The sequence below is a fragment of the Oceanobacillus sp. FSL W7-1281 genome (genome assembly GCF_037969835.1).
Taxonomy (GTDB): domain Bacteria; phylum Bacillota; class Bacilli; order Bacillales; family Amphibacillaceae; genus Oceanobacillus; species Oceanobacillus oncorhynchi.
Map to the genome: position 1 here is coordinate 681,841 of NZ_CP150214.1, position 16,593 is coordinate 698,433.

At 36.7% G+C, this 16,593-nt stretch carries 13 protein-coding genes and 1 pseudogene; 12 read left to right on the forward strand and 2 right to left on the reverse strand.

The genetic code is table 11. From position 1 onward, the window contains the following. Nucleotides 1–412: 412 nt before the first annotated feature. The gene (locus MKX55_RS03455; RefSeq protein WP_339182434.1) at nt 413–1,237 is read right to left on the reverse strand and encodes a Cof-type HAD-IIB family hydrolase; all 825 of its coding nucleotides are present in this window, start codon (nt 1,235–1,237) and stop codon (nt 413–415) included. Between the two features lie 283 nt (nt 1,238–1,520). Here MKX55_RS03455 and MKX55_RS03460 point away from each other — a divergent pair. After that, a pseudogene (locus tag MKX55_RS03460) lies at nt 1,521–2,124 on the forward strand (transposase); the annotation flags it as partial. Between the two features lie 289 nt (nt 2,125–2,413). On the opposite strand, the gene MKX55_RS03465 reads toward MKX55_RS03460, so the two are convergent. Further along, nucleotides 2,414–3,817, reverse strand: coding sequence for a PTS transporter subunit IIC (locus MKX55_RS03465; protein WP_339236060.1), 1,404 nt, complete (start codon nt 3,815–3,817; stop codon nt 2,414–2,416). 167 nt (nt 3,818–3,984) lie between these two features. Here MKX55_RS03465 and MKX55_RS03470 point away from each other — a divergent pair, with 167 nt between their 5' ends. The 11 genes from MKX55_RS03470 to MKX55_RS03520 all read left to right on the forward strand — a co-directional run bounded on the left by MKX55_RS03470 (nt 3,985) and on the right by MKX55_RS03520 (nt 16,420). Beyond that, a complete protein-coding gene (locus MKX55_RS03470) occupies nt 3,985–4,989 on the forward strand; it encodes a LacI family DNA-binding transcriptional regulator (protein WP_339236062.1) in 1,005 nt (334 codons plus the stop codon). A gap of 11 nt (nt 4,990–5,000) precedes the next feature. Next, the gene (gene rpe / locus MKX55_RS03475; protein ID WP_339236064.1) at nt 5,001–5,657 is read left to right on the forward strand and encodes a ribulose-phosphate 3-epimerase; all 657 of its coding nucleotides are present in this window, start codon (nt 5,001–5,003) and stop codon (nt 5,655–5,657) included. A gap of 17 nt (nt 5,658–5,674) precedes the next feature. Next, the gene (locus MKX55_RS03480; protein ID WP_339236067.1) at nt 5,675–6,589 is read left to right on the forward strand and encodes a ribokinase; all 915 of its coding nucleotides are present in this window, start codon (nt 5,675–5,677) and stop codon (nt 6,587–6,589) included. A 466-nt stretch (nt 6,590–7,055) separates the two neighbouring features. Next, a complete protein-coding gene (locus MKX55_RS03485) occupies nt 7,056–7,937 on the forward strand; it encodes an aldose 1-epimerase family protein (protein WP_339236069.1) in 882 nt (293 codons plus the stop codon). A gap of 401 nt (nt 7,938–8,338) precedes the next feature. After that, nucleotides 8,339–9,172 (forward strand): sugar phosphate isomerase/epimerase, encoded by an 834-nt coding sequence (locus MKX55_RS03490; RefSeq protein WP_339236071.1) that lies wholly within the window; start codon nt 8,339–8,341, stop codon nt 9,170–9,172. Between the two features lie 21 nt (nt 9,173–9,193). Then, a complete protein-coding gene (locus MKX55_RS03495) occupies nt 9,194–10,135 on the forward strand; it encodes an aldo/keto reductase (protein WP_339236073.1) in 942 nt (313 codons plus the stop codon). A gap of 214 nt (nt 10,136–10,349) precedes the next feature. Beyond that, nucleotides 10,350–11,264: an AraC family transcriptional regulator gene (locus MKX55_RS03500; RefSeq protein WP_339182488.1), complete on the forward strand. Its 915-nt coding sequence runs from the start codon at nt 10,350–10,352 to the stop codon at nt 11,262–11,264. A gap of 593 nt (nt 11,265–11,857) precedes the next feature. Next, nucleotides 11,858–12,889 (forward strand): Gfo/Idh/MocA family oxidoreductase, encoded by a 1,032-nt coding sequence (locus MKX55_RS03505; protein ID WP_339236075.1) that lies wholly within the window; start codon nt 11,858–11,860, stop codon nt 12,887–12,889. 54 nt (nt 12,890–12,943) lie between these two features. Beyond that, complete coding sequence (locus MKX55_RS03510; RefSeq protein ID WP_339236077.1) at nt 12,944–13,810, forward strand: sugar phosphate isomerase/epimerase family protein; 867 nt, start codon at nt 12,944–12,946, stop codon at nt 13,808–13,810. 179 nt (nt 13,811–13,989) lie between these two features. Next, nucleotides 13,990–15,372 carry a sugar porter family MFS transporter gene (locus tag MKX55_RS03515; RefSeq protein ID WP_339236078.1) on the forward strand — a complete coding sequence of 461 codons (1,383 nt, stop codon included), beginning with the start codon at nt 13,990–13,992 and terminating at the stop codon, nt 15,370–15,372. Nucleotides 15,373–15,517: 145 nt separating this feature from the next. Beyond that, on the forward strand, nt 15,518–16,420 hold the full coding sequence (locus MKX55_RS03520; RefSeq protein WP_339236081.1) for an AraC family transcriptional regulator: 903 nt from the start codon (nt 15,518–15,520) through the stop codon (nt 16,418–16,420). Nucleotides 16,421–16,593 lie beyond the last annotated feature (173 nt).

Genomic DNA, 16,593 nt, shown 5'->3' on the forward strand with positions numbered 1-16,593 from the left:
ACATTCCTGTTAGTTTTTGGATATATACTTTGGTAAATGAAAAGGTGATTGCAGCATATGTGTAAGAAATACTATGGTTATTGGTGCTTTAGAAGTGGATATTCCATCTAATAGCGCTGGTCTAGAAATCATAACACATATAATTTGAGAAGAAGCTATTTACGAAAAACTATCATCTATTCTCCTTGGATGGTGGTTTTTCGTTGTATGCCCTTGTTTTAAGTTCTTATCCTATTAAATTAACAGAAACAAAAGGAATAAATTACACGATAATTCTTCAAAAAATGAAAACAGTCATAAAACCAGTTATTTAAGGAATCATGACTGCATTTTATTAATAGAACGATATGGTTCATCATTCCATGCTTTGAAGTTACTCAAAAGAGACTGGCGACCAGTTACCCAACTTTATTTAAATTTTTTCTCTAAACAAATCGAAATAATCATTTTCAAATGATGGCTCAATAAGCCCCAAATGCTGTAATCCATATAAAATGCCATCTTGATCACAATCTGTTGTGACATAAGAAGCGACGTCTTTTAATTCACTGACTGCATTTCCCATAGCAACGCCATTTTTTACTGATGACAGCATCTCTATATCATTCTCACCATCCCCAAAGGCATAGACATTCTCCATAGCTGCACCTGCATACTCGATAAATTTTTGAATTCCTATAGCTTTCGAAGAGTCCGCAGGCAATACATCTGCTCCAAAGTATCCCCAACGAACAAACTTATAATCTGTGTATTTTTCTTTATAGATGATTTCTTCTTGTTCCGTGCAGAATAAATTTAACTGATTTACTGTGTTCTGCTTATAATAATCTGGATCAACTGCAGGATAGTCCAGTTTTAATTGTAAAAAATTATCCTTCGCAAGTGGATGGTCAGCATGTGTAATAGTAAGATCCTTATGGTTTCCAAAACCAATTGCATGGTTATGTTGAGCGGCAAATGTTGTAATATCATGAATAAATGTTGAATCTAATGATTCCGCATGAACCTCGATTCCGTCACATACCACTAGCTGGCCATTAAAAGCTATATAAGAGGAAATATTTAATTCTTTTTGAATATGTTGAAACATATTAGGCGCCCTCCCAGTAGCAATCACCGTGTAATGCCCTTTCTCTTGTAAATACTGGATGGCTTTTTTTGTGCTTTCAGGTATGATTTTATCTTCTGTCACCAATGTTCCATCAATATCAAAAAAGATGATTTTTTTCTTATTCATTTTTTATCTCCTCCTTAAAGTAAACCATAATGTATGAAAAGCATTTCAGGTCAAGGCTTAAATTGGATTCATTGGATTTTGTATTGGTTTCTCTGAATCGTAATGATAGTATTTTATTTTTCAAGAACTTATTGAAACAAGATGGCTTTTACATTAATAAATACATTTATTAAAATTTGATTGTAATCAATAACAGGACGTAGTAAGGATTTGTACAAGTTTAATTAATATATATGGGGGGATGATGACGTAAAATAGTTTGTGTAAAATATTTGAGTGAATTTATGTAAGCGGACAGGAAAGTTCACTAGGATGGAAAGAAATTTTAAGAGACTTATATGAACGTGGAGCAGAGGAAGTGTTGCTTGGGGTATTTGACGGACTTCCAGGCCTGGGGGCAGCTATGAAAGAAGTTTATCCCAAGGCGGATGTCCAGCGCTGCGTGGTGCATAAAGTCCGCAATGCGTTAAACGCGGTACGTAAAAAGGATCAGACAGCCATTGCAGAGGATTTAAAACCAATTTATGAGCAGGTACAAAAGCAGAAGCAAAAGAGCGATTTCAAGCATTTAAAAAGGTTTGGCAATCCAAACATCCAAAAGTCGTGAAATCGTGGGAAGAAGATCTAGATGTGCTCCTCAGGTTTTAGACTACCCTTCTTCCATTCAGCGTGTCATATACACGACGAATATCATTGAACGGACCATGAAAGAAATCAAGAAGCGTACCAAAACGATGAACAGTTTACCAAGTGAGAAAGCAACAGAAAAAGTGGTATATCTTCAAGTAAATGATTATAACCAACGATGGGGAGAACGAAAATTAAAAGGATTCGCAAGCGCTTATCAAGCATTACAAGGCATGTTTGAAGAACGTTACGGGGAATAGAGAATAATTAAACTAATTTTCAGACACCTTCCCCAGGTACCCGGGGAAGGTGTCTGAAAATAAATCCCAATGGAGAGGATATCCTATTAATTTACACAAACTTATTGATAGTACCGAACTGAATGAAAAGTTAAGCATAAAAATCATCGTACAAGCTTATAAACTATAAAATATGAGGCCCTACTCGTACAAACATGAACATAAAAAAGCTGGATTAAGTTTAGTAGAATACCAAACTCAATCCAGCTAATTATTAGAATAATCAAAACTCTAACTAAGAGGAAAAGTTTTATTCATCTTCAGTCTTACCATATTGTTCCACATTTTGTTTTTTCATTGCTTTGAAATACCAAAGGAATAGCAAAATGTATACAAATAACCCTATTACAGAATAAATGATAAGACTAATATCTACAGTTTCAATTGCTTGTCCAAATAAGATAGCCAACATTTTCTCTATTGGATCAGAGTCAATAGATGAGATGAGTGTATTCTCGGATAAACCATCAGGGAAATTATTCATTGCTTTAGATGTCTCGGTCACAAACTGAGCAATCAAAGTAGCTCCCCATAAAAATAATGGAATGAGGATGGTTCCGATAATTGTCATTCGAACGACTTTACCCTTTGTAATGATAAGTAAAGCAGGAGCGAGTACAGTTAATAATATACCGCCCAAAGGTAAAGCATTATTTCCTGGTAAAATAATCGCAATGAGTAAGAGAATAGGAGCAAGAACGTTGGCTACTGCCCAAATTTCAGCACGTTGAGCAAGGATTGGCCAATCAATTGCAATTAACAACTTTCGTCCACGAAAGCGTTCGCTCATAAGACGAGTAACACCATTAGATAATGGCTCAATGGCGGGCCCAAACCAACCTCCAACAAAGGCAAATAATTCTAGCGCTACACCAGCTGTAAAGGCTAGGGTGAAAATCTCTTCAGCGGTAAGTCTACCAAGTATACCAATGAATACACCTAAATAAACGCCTATAGCAAACTTACTCCCCCAAAAACCAATTTTATTATTTAGAGCTTCAGCATCAAAATCATACTTATCAATAGAAGGGAGAGTTTTATCAATAATTTTATTAAACACAAATACAACAGGTGCAATTAGAAGTGATGGATGTGCTGTAGTTGTGATATTGCTAGAGTCATAGCCAAGAAGTTCATTAATCGTCGGCTTCATCACATCAGCGTTTATAAGCATGAATGCATAGATTAAGGCAATAAAAAGAGATGTAAATAATAAGTTATCACCTGAATAGTACATCATGAGAAGCCCGATAACAGAAAGATTCCAAATGTTAAACATATCGACATTCAGCGTTTTAGTTTTCTTTAATATGAGAAGCAATATGTTTACGATAATACAAATAAACACAAAATAAAGCGTGTACACAGAACCCCATGTAATAACTGCAAGGGGGGCCCAACCAAGATCAGTTATCGAGAGTTCTACTCCTGTAGACTCGACAAAACTTTCTAAGGCAGGTCCAAATGCACTTGTTAGTAGTGATATAATAGCACTCATACCCGTAAGTGCAATAGCCATACGGATACCGCCTTCAAGTGATTTAGAAATTTTTACTCCAACAAACAATGATAAAATTGTAATGATAATAAACATCATTGCTGGAGCACCTAGGTTAATAAAAAAATTAAAAGCTGTATTTAGCCAATCAAACATTAAAAACACCTTCACCTTTTTACATATTAGTAACCGGTTACGTAAAAAGATTCGATATGGTATCTTTAATCTATCAGATAATAACAGATAATACAACAATAATTATTGACGGAAATAAAAAAAGCGATTACTATGTTGGTAACCGGTTACGTAAAAGAGGGAATGATATGGTCACAATTAGAGATATTGCAAAAAAGGCAGAAGTTTCAGTTGCTACAGTCTCAAGGATTATAAATAATAAGGGTGCAGCTAGTGCTGAGACGATTGCTCGTGTAAACAAGATAATTGAAGAAATGAACTACAAACCAAACTCAATTGCAAAAAGTTTATCTAAAAAAAAATCAAATTTGATTGCATTGTTAATTCCAACATTAAATAACCCATTTTTTCCAGAATTGGTTCGAGAAATAGAAATGGCTGCAAATCAAATGGGTTTTCAAGTATATTTATGCAATAGCGATGATAATAGAGAGAAGGTAGAGTATTATCTCGAAGCAATGGCAGATAACTATGTTGCTGGAGCAATCATTAATTCACTTAAGGTTACTGCAAAAGATCTTCATACGCTTGAGAAGAGTGGAATACCAATTATTACAATCGATCGAGCTAGTTTTGAACATCCTTACTCATCCATTTCTGTTAGTCATCGAATTGGTGCTGCAAAAGCAGCTGCACATCTACTGCATGATTCAAAACATCAAAATATCGTTTTTATTTCAGGACCGAAAGAAGAAAAGAGTTCTCTTGATCGTTTGAATGGTTTAAATGATGTGTTGGATAAATACGAAAAACCATTGAATCTGAATGTTGTTTACGGTGATTTTGAGATGGATAGCGGTTATCAGGCCATAAAATCATTACTGGAGAGAGGTCAGAAAGTTGATTGTATTTTCAGTTCGAATGATGCAATGGCATTTGGTGCAATGCGTGCATGTAAGGAAAACGGTCTGCGTATTCCAGAGGATTTACGAATTATTGGTTATGATAATACTGTTTTTTCAGCTTATTCCTCTCCGTTATTATCGACAGTTGACCAACGAAAAGATGAGATAGGACAAATAGCAATTAAAGAATTGTTTCGTTTGATTAACAGTAAAGAAGACGCTAAGGAAACAGAAAGAAAACAATTTTTTTTGGAACCTGAGTTAATCGTTAGACAATCAACCCTTTAGGAGGAAAAACAATGACATATAAATTAGGACCGTCACTTATGTGTGCAAATTTAGGTAATTTGGAAAGAGATATACGCCAGCTAGATGAAGCTGATGTTGATTTTTATCATATTGATATTATGGATGGTCAATTTGTTCCAAACTTTACATTAGGCCCTGATTTAGTTAAAGCAATACGTTCTTATACTTCAAAACCATTGGATATCCATCTTATGGTGAAGGAACCAGAACGTCATATTGATTTGTTTGCGAGCTGTGGAGTGGAATATATGTCTATTCACGCTGAGGCAACAACAAATCTGCATAGTACTTTAAAAAAGATTAAAGATTATGGTATTAAGGCTGGTGTTGCATTAAATCCAGCTACACCTGTATCGGCCCTATCACACGTTTTAGAACTTATTGATTATATTGTTCTCATGACAGTAAATCCTGGCTTTGCAGGTCAGCAATTTATCCCGGCTATGTACGATAAAATTAAAGAGGTAAAATCGATAATCAATGATCACCCCATTGATATACAAGTTGATGGGAATATTGGTGCAGCGACTATACCAACTTGTAAAGAACAGGGCGCAACAATGTATGTGCTAGGGACAAGCGCTGTCTTTAATAGTAATCACACTTTAAAAGAAAACGTTGCAATTACAAGAGAATTATTTGTTTAAACTTGGAGGTAAGATGTATGAATTACGATATTGTTGTTGTTGGTAGTATAAATATGGATGTTATTGTGGACGTAAAAAAGTTTCCTGATTATGGACATACACAATTTGCAGAAAGCATTATAATGACCCCTGGAGGAAAAGGTGCTAATCAAGCAGTAACTGCAGCACAAATGGATAAAAAAGTTTGTATGGTAGGGAAAGTAGGTGACGATCCGGCTGGTAATCAAGTTATATCAAATTTACATAACTATGGGGTAGATACAACTTATTTGTTAACAACGGAGACGGAGGGAACAGGTACATTTGTTGCGATGATTGATGAAACTGGAGAAAATACAATGGTCGGTACAATGGGGGCGAATGAAGCTATAACTGCAAAAGAAATTGACAATATCTTTGCTAATATAGATTCTAAAATTCTGCTTGTTCAAATGGAAACAAGTAAAGATTCCATTATTGCATCTATGAAAGCTGCCAAAAAGAAGGGGATGTATGTCATCCTAGACCCAGCTCCTGCTGAAGGTATTTTTGAAGAAGCTTTTCAATATTGTGATTTGATATTACCTAATAATCAAGAGACTGAACAAATAACAGATATAAAAGTAAATAGTTATGAAACGGCAATAGATGCAGCTAAGCAGCTTAATTATAGAGGCGTTAAGGATGTCATTGTAAAAATGGGTGAAAAAGGCCTTCTTGTTTATAAAAATCAAACGCCAGTTTTCATTGAATCGTTACCGGTTAAAGCTGTTGATACAGTAGGGGCAGGGGATTGTTTTGCAGGGGCCTTAGCCAGTGCTTTATTAAATATGGATGACTTAGTTGAAGCGGCCCGATTCGCAAATAAAGCGGCAGGAATAAAAGTATCACGAACAGGTGGGCACCAAGCCATTCCAACTTTTACGGAAGTTCAGAACTATACAAGCAAATAAAGAGTTTAAAGTAATTGCTTTTGATGTTAGCCTAATAATTAGGCTTTATAAGCAACAGTTTTCGTGGAGAGGTTATTATTTACTACATGAAAATTGTTGCTTATTACATTTATGCGAATTATCAAAAAGAGAAAAGAACAGTCTACATGAACAAAAAGTAATACGCCTTTTTAGGATTTGTGAAAACGACATCAACGCTCTGGGGATGTAGAAAAGAAATAGTTAATAATAGGTGTTCATAAAATGAAACTTCCTTCCGAGGGAGTTATTTAGTGTCTTTTTCTACTGTTTGTCAATCAAAATCAATAAGTTCTAAATACAATTTAACCACAACAATTCTCTACCACTTCAAAACAAGAAAGTATATAACGGAAAGCCAAACTAGACACCCCACTCCCCAAACATTAAGATAAAGTATATAACCACTTCTCCACCAACTCTTTAACTCCAGGAAGGATGAACCACAGTGAAACAAATCATAGAAAACGATTGGCTAAAAGTTGAAATAGAAAGTAATGGTGCTGAAATACGGGCTGTCGAGCATAAAAAGAATAACTTAAGCTATATGTGGACGGGAGACAGTGCCTATTGGGGACGTGTTTCACCGGTGTTGTTCCCGATTGTTGGGCGTTTAAAAGGAGACCAATATCAATTAGACGGAAAAACATATGACATGTCTCAGCATGGATTTTTAAGAGATGTTGAATTTAAACTAAGCTCACATTCGGCAGAGCAAGTTGCATTTGAAGTAGCCTCCGATGGACGTTTTAAGGATATGTATCCATATGAATTTAAAGCAACGATTACCTATTCTCTTAATCAGGATTCACTTTCTGTTGATTGGAAAATAGAAAACAATAACAGCGGGGAAATGTATTTTTCAATTGGCGCACATCCCGCTTTTCGAATCCCGCTTTTGGAAGATGAAGGATTAGATGATTACCAATTGAAATTTACCCCTGCTCCCAATGAAGAGGTAATGGAATATGGCTTGGAAAATGCGTTGGTTCATGAGAAGGGAGTCCGTAATCAGCTTCCTGACATAACTATGCAGCCAGAGCTATTTGCAAAGGATGCTATGATATACAATCATATCGATCGTATTGAGCTTGTCTCAGCAATATCTGACCGTGGCGTAGAGGTTACATTTACGGACTTTCCGTTTGTAGGAATCTGGTCTAAATATAATGAAGATAATAATAGTATTGCGCCCTTTGTTTGTATCGAGCCTTGGTGTGGTATTGCGGATATGCATGATACGACGGGAGTCTTTAAAGAGAAGTTTGGAGTTAACCGGTTAGAAGCCGGGGAGGTATTTCAGAAGGCGTATACGATGACGTTTAAATAATTACTTAACCTATATCTGTTTTATGTAAAAATATCCACGTAATGAAAAACGTGTGAACTTGCGCAAATCAAGTTCATGCGCTTTTTTTTTATCTCATTCTTAAATTTATCAAGTTTGTATGAAGGTTTCCTTCTATAAAGCGATTAAAATACCAGTGACTAAATGGAATATTGTCTCCATAATACAAAAGATAGGCATCAAATTATAAATATTTATCCTCTTCCTTGATTTAGACTGAAAAATATAACAATAAATTCACAAGAAGATAATAGTAACTTATTGCAATCATTCATAGGTTGCATTATATTTCCAAAAATAATGCAAGCGCTTTAATAAAAGGTATATATCAATACAAAGCAAACATGTGATAGGAAGCCTATTATCTACGAGGAGGATAAATAATGAAACTCTGCTATAACCAAGCAACAACATTAGAGAATTCAAATCTTGCCAAGGATCTCGAATACTGTGAGAAGCATGGCTACGATTATATCGAAATACGCACGATGGATAAATTGCCTGAATACTTGCGAGACCATTCAATGGAAGAATTACAAGATTATTTCCAAACCCATCATATTAAACCAATTGCTTTGAATGCGCTGGTATATTTTAATAACCGCGAGGACGAGGAACAAGTCATCGAAGAATTTAAAACGATGGTAGATAATGCAAGTAAGCTGGGAGCTGCTTATGTGGTCGTAGTGCCATTAGTAACTGATCAGGCACTTCTTAAGGAAGATATTAAAATGAGTGCAGTCAACATGTTGAACCAATTCGCGGATATAGCAGAAGTACAAGATGTGAAGGTGGCATTGGAATTTGTTGGGCATCCGGAATGTACAATTAATACCTTTGAACAGGCTTATGATATTATTGATACGGTAGACAGAAAAAGTGTCGGGTTAGTTTTTGACTGTTTTCACTTTCATGCAATGAATTCAGATTTTGAATTTTTGAAGAAGGCGGATGGAGAGAAAATCTTTATTTTACATATCGATGATACAGAGGATTATCCAGTCGGAGTACTTCGAGACGAACATCGTGTCTGGCCTGGGGAAGGTGTCATTGATCTGGAGAAGTTGCTGCAGACAGTAAAAGAGATTGGTTATAAAGAAGATATTGTCTCTGTTGAATTGTTCCGTCCGGAGTATTATCAAATGCCTGCGGAGGAAGTGATTCGAAAAGCAAAAGAAACGACACTGAAATCTATCGCAGCTAGCATTCATTCATAGATTAGATGAGGAGGAATACACATGGTACAAAAAGTGCAGATCGCAAAAACAGATTTATTTGTTAACCCGATAGGATTAGGAACCAATGCAGTTGGAGGTCATAACCTATACCCGAATCTCAAGGATGAACAAGGAATGGATATGGTTCGGGATGCCATTAATCACGGCGTAGATTTTTTAGATACTGCTTTTATCTATGGACCGGGTTGTTCGGAAGAGTTAGTAGGAAAAGTCGTGAAAGACATGGGCAAGCGTCAAGAAGTAGTCATCGCCACAAAGGCTGCTCATAAGTTTGTAGATGGAGAGGTGCAGTTTGATAATTCCCCGGCATTTTTAAAGCAAGCTGTAGATGATGCATTAAAGCGTATGCAAACAGATTATATTGATTTATTTTATATCCATAATCCCGATGAAAATACGCCTAAGGATGAGGCGGTTGGTGCATTGAAAGAATTGAAGGACGCAGGAAAAATTCGATCTATCGGTGTTTCCAATTTTTCATTGGATCAGTTAAAAGAGGCAAACAAAGACGGCTATGTGGATGTCGTCCAAGATTTATATAATTTGATCCAAAGAGATGCGGAGCAAACATTTTTTGATTATACGAAAGAAAATGACATCTCCTTTATTCCATTCTTTCCGCTTGCTTCTGGATTGCTTGCTGGCAAATACGATGAAAATACGACGTTTCCGGAAGGGGATTTACGCAATGGTTTTGACCATTTTCAAGGAGAGAATTTCCGGAAGAACCTTGCAAGGGTGGAGAAGCTGCGAGAGATTGCTGCAGCTAAACAGGTGGAAATCCCTCATCTAGTATTAGCCTGGTATTTGGCTAATGATGCCATCGATGTTGTTATTCCTGGAGCAAAGAACGGCTCGCAAGTGCAAAATAACCTGCAAACATTAGATGTTGCTATTTCAGATGAAGAGTATAAAGCGATCAGTGATATTTTCGCTTTGTAAGCTGCCGCATGAAATGAATGGCTGTTACTTATTATTTAGGTGACAGCCTCTGTTTGTTCTTACACAATGGGATAAAAAGCTTGTTATTAATATGAATTGGATGATATCTAAATATGCTTGACAACGCTTGATTCCGGCTGCTGTTAAAAAGCTTCTTATCTTTTTTAAGATGCTCCAGAGCTTTATAACTGCATGGGAAAGGTTGTATAAAAGGATGAAAAATCTATTTGAAGGAAAAAAAGATTTAAATAAATATGTTACTTCCATTTCGATCTATGGAGCAGAATTTCGAGTTTATTACTGGGGCGGGTGGCAGCGTCATTTTGGCACAAAAGCGCATGTACACAGCTTTTTTGAGGTATCTTATGTACTTGGTGGGACTGGAGAATACCAGGAAAGAGAGGTAAGTTACCCGCTGTCTCCGCATTCCCTTATTTTGACGCGGCCTAATCAGGAACACCAACTCTTTAGCGAGCAAGGGATGAAGATTTTATATTTTGCATTTGAATTAAAAGAAAGTGAATCAACTAAGGAATGGAGAAATTATATACAAGATTTGCAGCAACAAGCGCAGCCTGTCATCCATTCGCAAGAAGAAACGATACATGCTTATTTGTGGAACGCGCTCTATCAGTCTGCGATAGATGTAGAACATCGATGGAAAGAAGATATGCTTAAAAAGCTTGCTTCTAATTTACTGCCTGCTATATTCGACTCCTTTTACCCGTTACCTAAACAGGAATCCAGTTTAAAAGATAATGATGATGATTTTGATGAAAGAAAGGTTTTAGTTTATCGAGTGAATCTTTATATAAAGGATAATCTGCAAAAAAATCTCAAAATATCAGAGGTTGCCGATGACTTCTATGTTTCGAAGCGCCATTTGTCCCGGTTGATCAGAGAGGAGACGGGCAAGACATTTACAGAGATTTTACAGGAGGAGCGTCTGAGCTTAGCTACGGAATATTTACGAGGAACCAAGATGTCGATTAAAGATATCGCGACGGCATGTGGATTTTCCAGTCTGCATTATTTTACAAAAGTATTTACGCAGATTATACGAACTCCTCCGGCGAAATATAGAAAAATATATCAGGGGACGGTGGAATCTGAATTTAAGGAAGGCTGAATAAGGTAAATACAAAATCTTCCCTAAAACAATATATACATGTATTAAAAAACTCTTTCCTAATATAAAAACTGGAAAAGAGTTTTTTAATGAAATGAAGTGAATGCTTCAAATATATTTTGATTTTGAAAAAGTACTGGCCTATATTCCTTTGGATAGGAAAGAAATAATTAATGATTTTCTTTTACCGGCGAAATATATCCTCCGAATGCCAGATATTTCTTTACTAACCTTGAACTGCCCTCCTAGCCATGTCCTGAAAATGCAAAAAAATGGCTGAATTATGCAAATACAATTTAAATATCTTTCTCTATAATATACCAATAGATATGATTACTTTATGGGTATATTTTGATTATTTATTAATTCTTTTTGAAATAGTAATCGGTTTCAAAAAATGTAATATACGCTGTACAAAAGGAATGTATCACTTATCATTGGAAAGCTATTTGTTTGTGAGTAGAGCAAGCTTCATTCTTCTATAAAAAGAAAACGCATTCAACATACTGTTTATCCATATAAAGAATAAATAAGTGATGCTTCTAAAAAGTAATCGGTATGTTAATCCAATAAAGGAAGGGCAGGTAACTTTTATGGTTTTAAGAATAGGTGTTATCGGAACAGGAGCAATTGGACAGGATCATATTCATAGAATTACACACTCTCTGACAGGAGGAGAGATTGTCGCTGTAACCGATGTAAATAGTGAACAGGCACATGCAGTTGTGGAACGCGAAAGTCTGCAGGCGAAAGTGTACGATAATGGTCATGATTTGATTCAAGCGGATGAAGTAGATGCAATCATTGTCACATCTTGGGGACCAACTCATGAAGAGTTTGTGTTAGCCTCTATTGAAGCTGGAAAACCTCTATTTTGTGAAAAACCGCTTGCGACAACAGCGGAGGGCTGTAAGAAAATAGTGGAAGCTGAGATGAAGCATGGGAAACAGCTGGTACAGGTAGGTTTTATGAGACGTTATGATAAAGGATATCGTACGTTGAAACAGGCTGTCGATAATAACAAGGTTGGTGAGCCGTTGATGCTGCATTGTGCACATAGAGCACCTTCTGTTACAAATTTTAGCGGTGATATGGCAATTACGGATTCGTTTGTGCATGAAATTGATGTGCTGAGATGGTTGATTCAGGATGATTATGTTTCTACACAGGTTATCCAGCCAAGAAGAACAAACCTTGCTGAAGAAGGGCTGCAAGACCCGATTATTATATTATTAGAAACGAAAAAAGGGATTCGTATCGATACGGAGATTTTTGTTAACTGTCAATATGGATATGATATTCAATGTCAGGTTGTCGGGGAGACAGGCATAGTTAATTTACCGGAACCGCCAAGCCTTCAAATGCGCAGTCAAGCCAAGCTTTCCACTGATATTCTAGTAAACTGGAAAGAACGCTTTATCGAAGCATATGATGTTGAATTACAAGAGTGGATCAATTCTACGGTCAACGGTGAGGTGCATGGTCCGTCAGCATGGGATGGCTATGTGGTTGCGGTGACAACAGATGCAAGTATTGAAGCGAAACAAACAGGAAAAATCGTTCCAATAGAAATGCCTGAACAGCCAGCTTTTTATGAAGACGCTAAAGCAGAACATACTGTTTAAAGGTGATGAAACAAAAATATTATTAGAATAATTTTTTTAAAGGAGATGAATAGGATGCGTTTAGCTTATGATCCATCACATTATCGTGATAATACCAACTTGAGAGATACAATTGAGAATGTTGCCCGGTTAGGTTATGAGTATGTAGAGTTATCACCGCGAGAGGATTTTATCTGGTTTAATCAATACCCAAAAGTGGATAAGCAGTTAATCAAAGATTTAAAGAGATATTGCTCCGATGCCGGCGTGAAAATTTCATCGGTACTTCCTGTTCAACAATGGTCTTCTCCCATAGAAGAAGTAAGAGAAGCAGCAGTTAGAAATTGGAAGCGTTGTATCGAAATTACCTCTGAATTAGGTGTCGATTTGATGAATACAGAATTTGCTGGAGATAAAACCCGTCCGACAGAAAGCGAAGCAGCCTTTGTCAAATCAATGGATGAGCTGATGCCTCATTTTGAAAAAGAAGGAATCAGATTAAATATCCAATCGCATCCGCATGACTTTATTGAGCTGAATACAGAAGCGGTCCGTATGATTCGTGCGTTAGATAAAGATTGGATTAAGTTGGTCTATTCTGTGCCGCATGCTTTCTTCTATGATGATGGTATTGGTGATGTAGAACAGCATTTGGAGGAAGCAGGCGATTTGCTTGACCATGTGTTAATTGCAGATACATTGAACCATAAAGCGGCATTTGGGCTGCGTTACATTATCAACCCTCCCGGTGCTAATGTGACCATTCACCAGCATTTAAATCCCGGCGAGGGAGAAATCAATTTTGATGCGTTGTATAAGAAATTAAGAGAAATGAAGTTCGACGGTATCGTAACAAATGCAGTATTTGCATATCCGGATCGCCCGGAGTGGTCCAATGAATTAACGTTGGAATCTATTAAAGAAGGTTTACATCTGAGTTAATGGATAGTCTGTAAAAAATATCTTCGTAATATCAAGTGTACATAACAGTTTGTATGCTTGATATTACCCTTAAAAAAACTGGTTGATAAACCATGTATGAAGAAAGCGGTTGAATCTGATTGTAAGCGCTTTATTTAGTGTGCGCTTTAAAGGGGTATCTTCAAGGGAGGAAAAAGAAAGTGAACACAAAACAAAACTCATTTTTAATTAAGGTTATTATGGTTTCGACATTAGGCGGGCTTCTTTTTGGGTATGACACAGGTGTTGTCAACGGTGCGCTGCCTTTTATGGCCGAATCACTTGATTTAAACTCATTTACACAAGGATTGGTAGCAAGTGCGCTTCTGCTTGGAGCTGCAGTTGGTGCTGTGACAGGAGGCCGGCTGGCTGATTATTTAGGACGTCGTAAAAATATTGTTTATTTAGCTCTGTTATTCTTTTTTGCTACGCTTGGCTGTACACTTGCCCCTAACATAACAGTTATGGTCATTTCCCGTTTCGCATTAGGAGTTGCCGTAGGGGGAGCTTCTGTAGCAGTGCCTGGTTATTTAGCTGAAATGTCTCCCGCTAACAGAAGGGGGAAATTAGTTACCATCAATGAGCTGATGATTGTATCAGGACAATTGATAGCTTTCATTGTTAATGCAATACTCGGTAACATGGCAGATGTTATTCCAGAAGTATGGCGTTATATGTTAGTAATTGCAGCGATTCCAGCAGTATTGTTATTCTTTGGAATGTTAAAAATGCCAGAAAGCCCTCGTTGGCTTGTATCAAAAAATCGAATAGATGAAGCTTTGGAGGTTCTTCGCAGAGTTCGCAGCGAGGAAGAAGCACAGCTTGAGTTGAATGAGATTAAAGAATCCTTTGCGCAAGAAAATGAGAAAGAAAAAACAACATTTAAGAACATGCTTCAGCTAAAATGGGTACGACGTATCTTATTCCTTGGAATTGGTATTTCACTTGTGCAGCAAGGTACTGGCGTGAATTCGATTATGTATTACGGAACACAGATCCTCCGGGATGCAGGGTTTGCTACGCAGGCTGCCTTAGTAGCAAATATTGCTAATGGAGTTATCTCGGTGTTAGCAACCTTTCTTGGAATTTGGCTCCTTGGAAAAGTAGGCCGGCGCCCTATGCTGATTGTTGGACAAATTGGAACAACCAGTGCATTGCTTCTTATTGCGATATTTGGAAATGTGCTTGTTGATTCTTCTGCACTCCCTTATGTTGTCCTAACATTAACGGTAACGTTCCTTGCATTTCAACAAGGTGCTATATCTCCGGTAACATGGCTGATGCTGTCCGAAATATTCCCGACTCGTTTCCGTGGTATAGGAATGGGAACTGCAGTCTTCTGTATGTGGATTTTTAATTTCTTAATTAGTTTAGGGTTCCCGGTATTGCTGGATAAAACAGGTTTATCTGTCACATTCCTAGTATTTGTTGCTTTGGGAATTTTATTGATTACCTTTGCGGCAAGGTATTTGCCGGAAACCAAAGGGCTGACATTAGAGCAATTAGAACAGCGTTTTCGGAAGCATGGGGAGCAGCAGGCCTAGGTGATCCGTTAAAACCGTGGAGAACTATAGTCAAGTATTTCAGTATAAGGAAATACTTGACTATAGTTTATGTTTTAAGATAATTTAAGTATCAAAAAATGTATACGAGAAAATACATCGGAAAAGAAAACAGGAGGGACTTTATTTGAATCTACATAAATATGTTTCAGGAAAAAAGGTGCTAAACCAAAATGCTCATCATTTAATGCAAAACGGAGCAGCATTTCATGTTCATTATTGGGGTGCTGTGCCGGAGCATTATGATACTACTTTGCATAAACATTCCTTTTTGGAGATATGTTATGTAATTGATGGAAAAGGAACTTATTTAGAGAATGAATGTGAATATGCACTGCATAAAGATATTATATTTTTTTCAAGACCCGAAGTTTTACATCAAATACGAAGTAAAGAGGGGCTAGCGCTGGTATACGTTGCATTTGAATTAATCGAATCAGAATCTAGTGAAGAGTGGATAAATATGATAGATATAGTGAAGCGATGCCAGCAAACGGTTATGGAGTCGGGAGAAGATACGGCAGCTAACTTACTCTGGAAAGCTTTGCTGATGGAATCGATTAAGTCCCAAAATAGTTTTTTTAAAAGTATGTTAGCTAATTTGTCTGCTTCCCTTATTATCTCCTTATTACAAATGTTTGCTCCACAAGCCAATGGTCAAGTGAATATATCTGAAAATTCCTCATCTTTACTTGCTCAAGCTAAATTATTTATTAAAGATAATTTAGCCAATGACTTAAAGCTTTCGCATGTTGCAAACCATCTGCACATATCTGGTCGGCACTTGTCCCGAATATTTGTATCCGAATTAGGTATTAATTTTTCCAAGTTTGTTCAGAAAGAGCGAATGAAACGAGCAGCAACGTTATTAAAAACAACGGATTTATCTATTAAAGATATTGCCAGAGAAACAGGTTTTATGGATGTACATTATTTTACGAGGGTTTTCACCGACACCATGCGAGAGCCACCCGGCCGTTTTCGAACTCTTTATATGGATTCTGAAAAAATTATATATACAGATGAGTAAATAAAATATCTCATTATTTCGCACTTTGTACAGAAGTAAAGGGGTATTTTTATGTCTTTAAAATCCAAAAATGATGCAAAAGTCGTCTGGATAAGATAAAGACATTTGTCATTCCTTATTCTATAATTACAACTATTAATTACTTTCTGATTATATATTGATTATTTTATGGT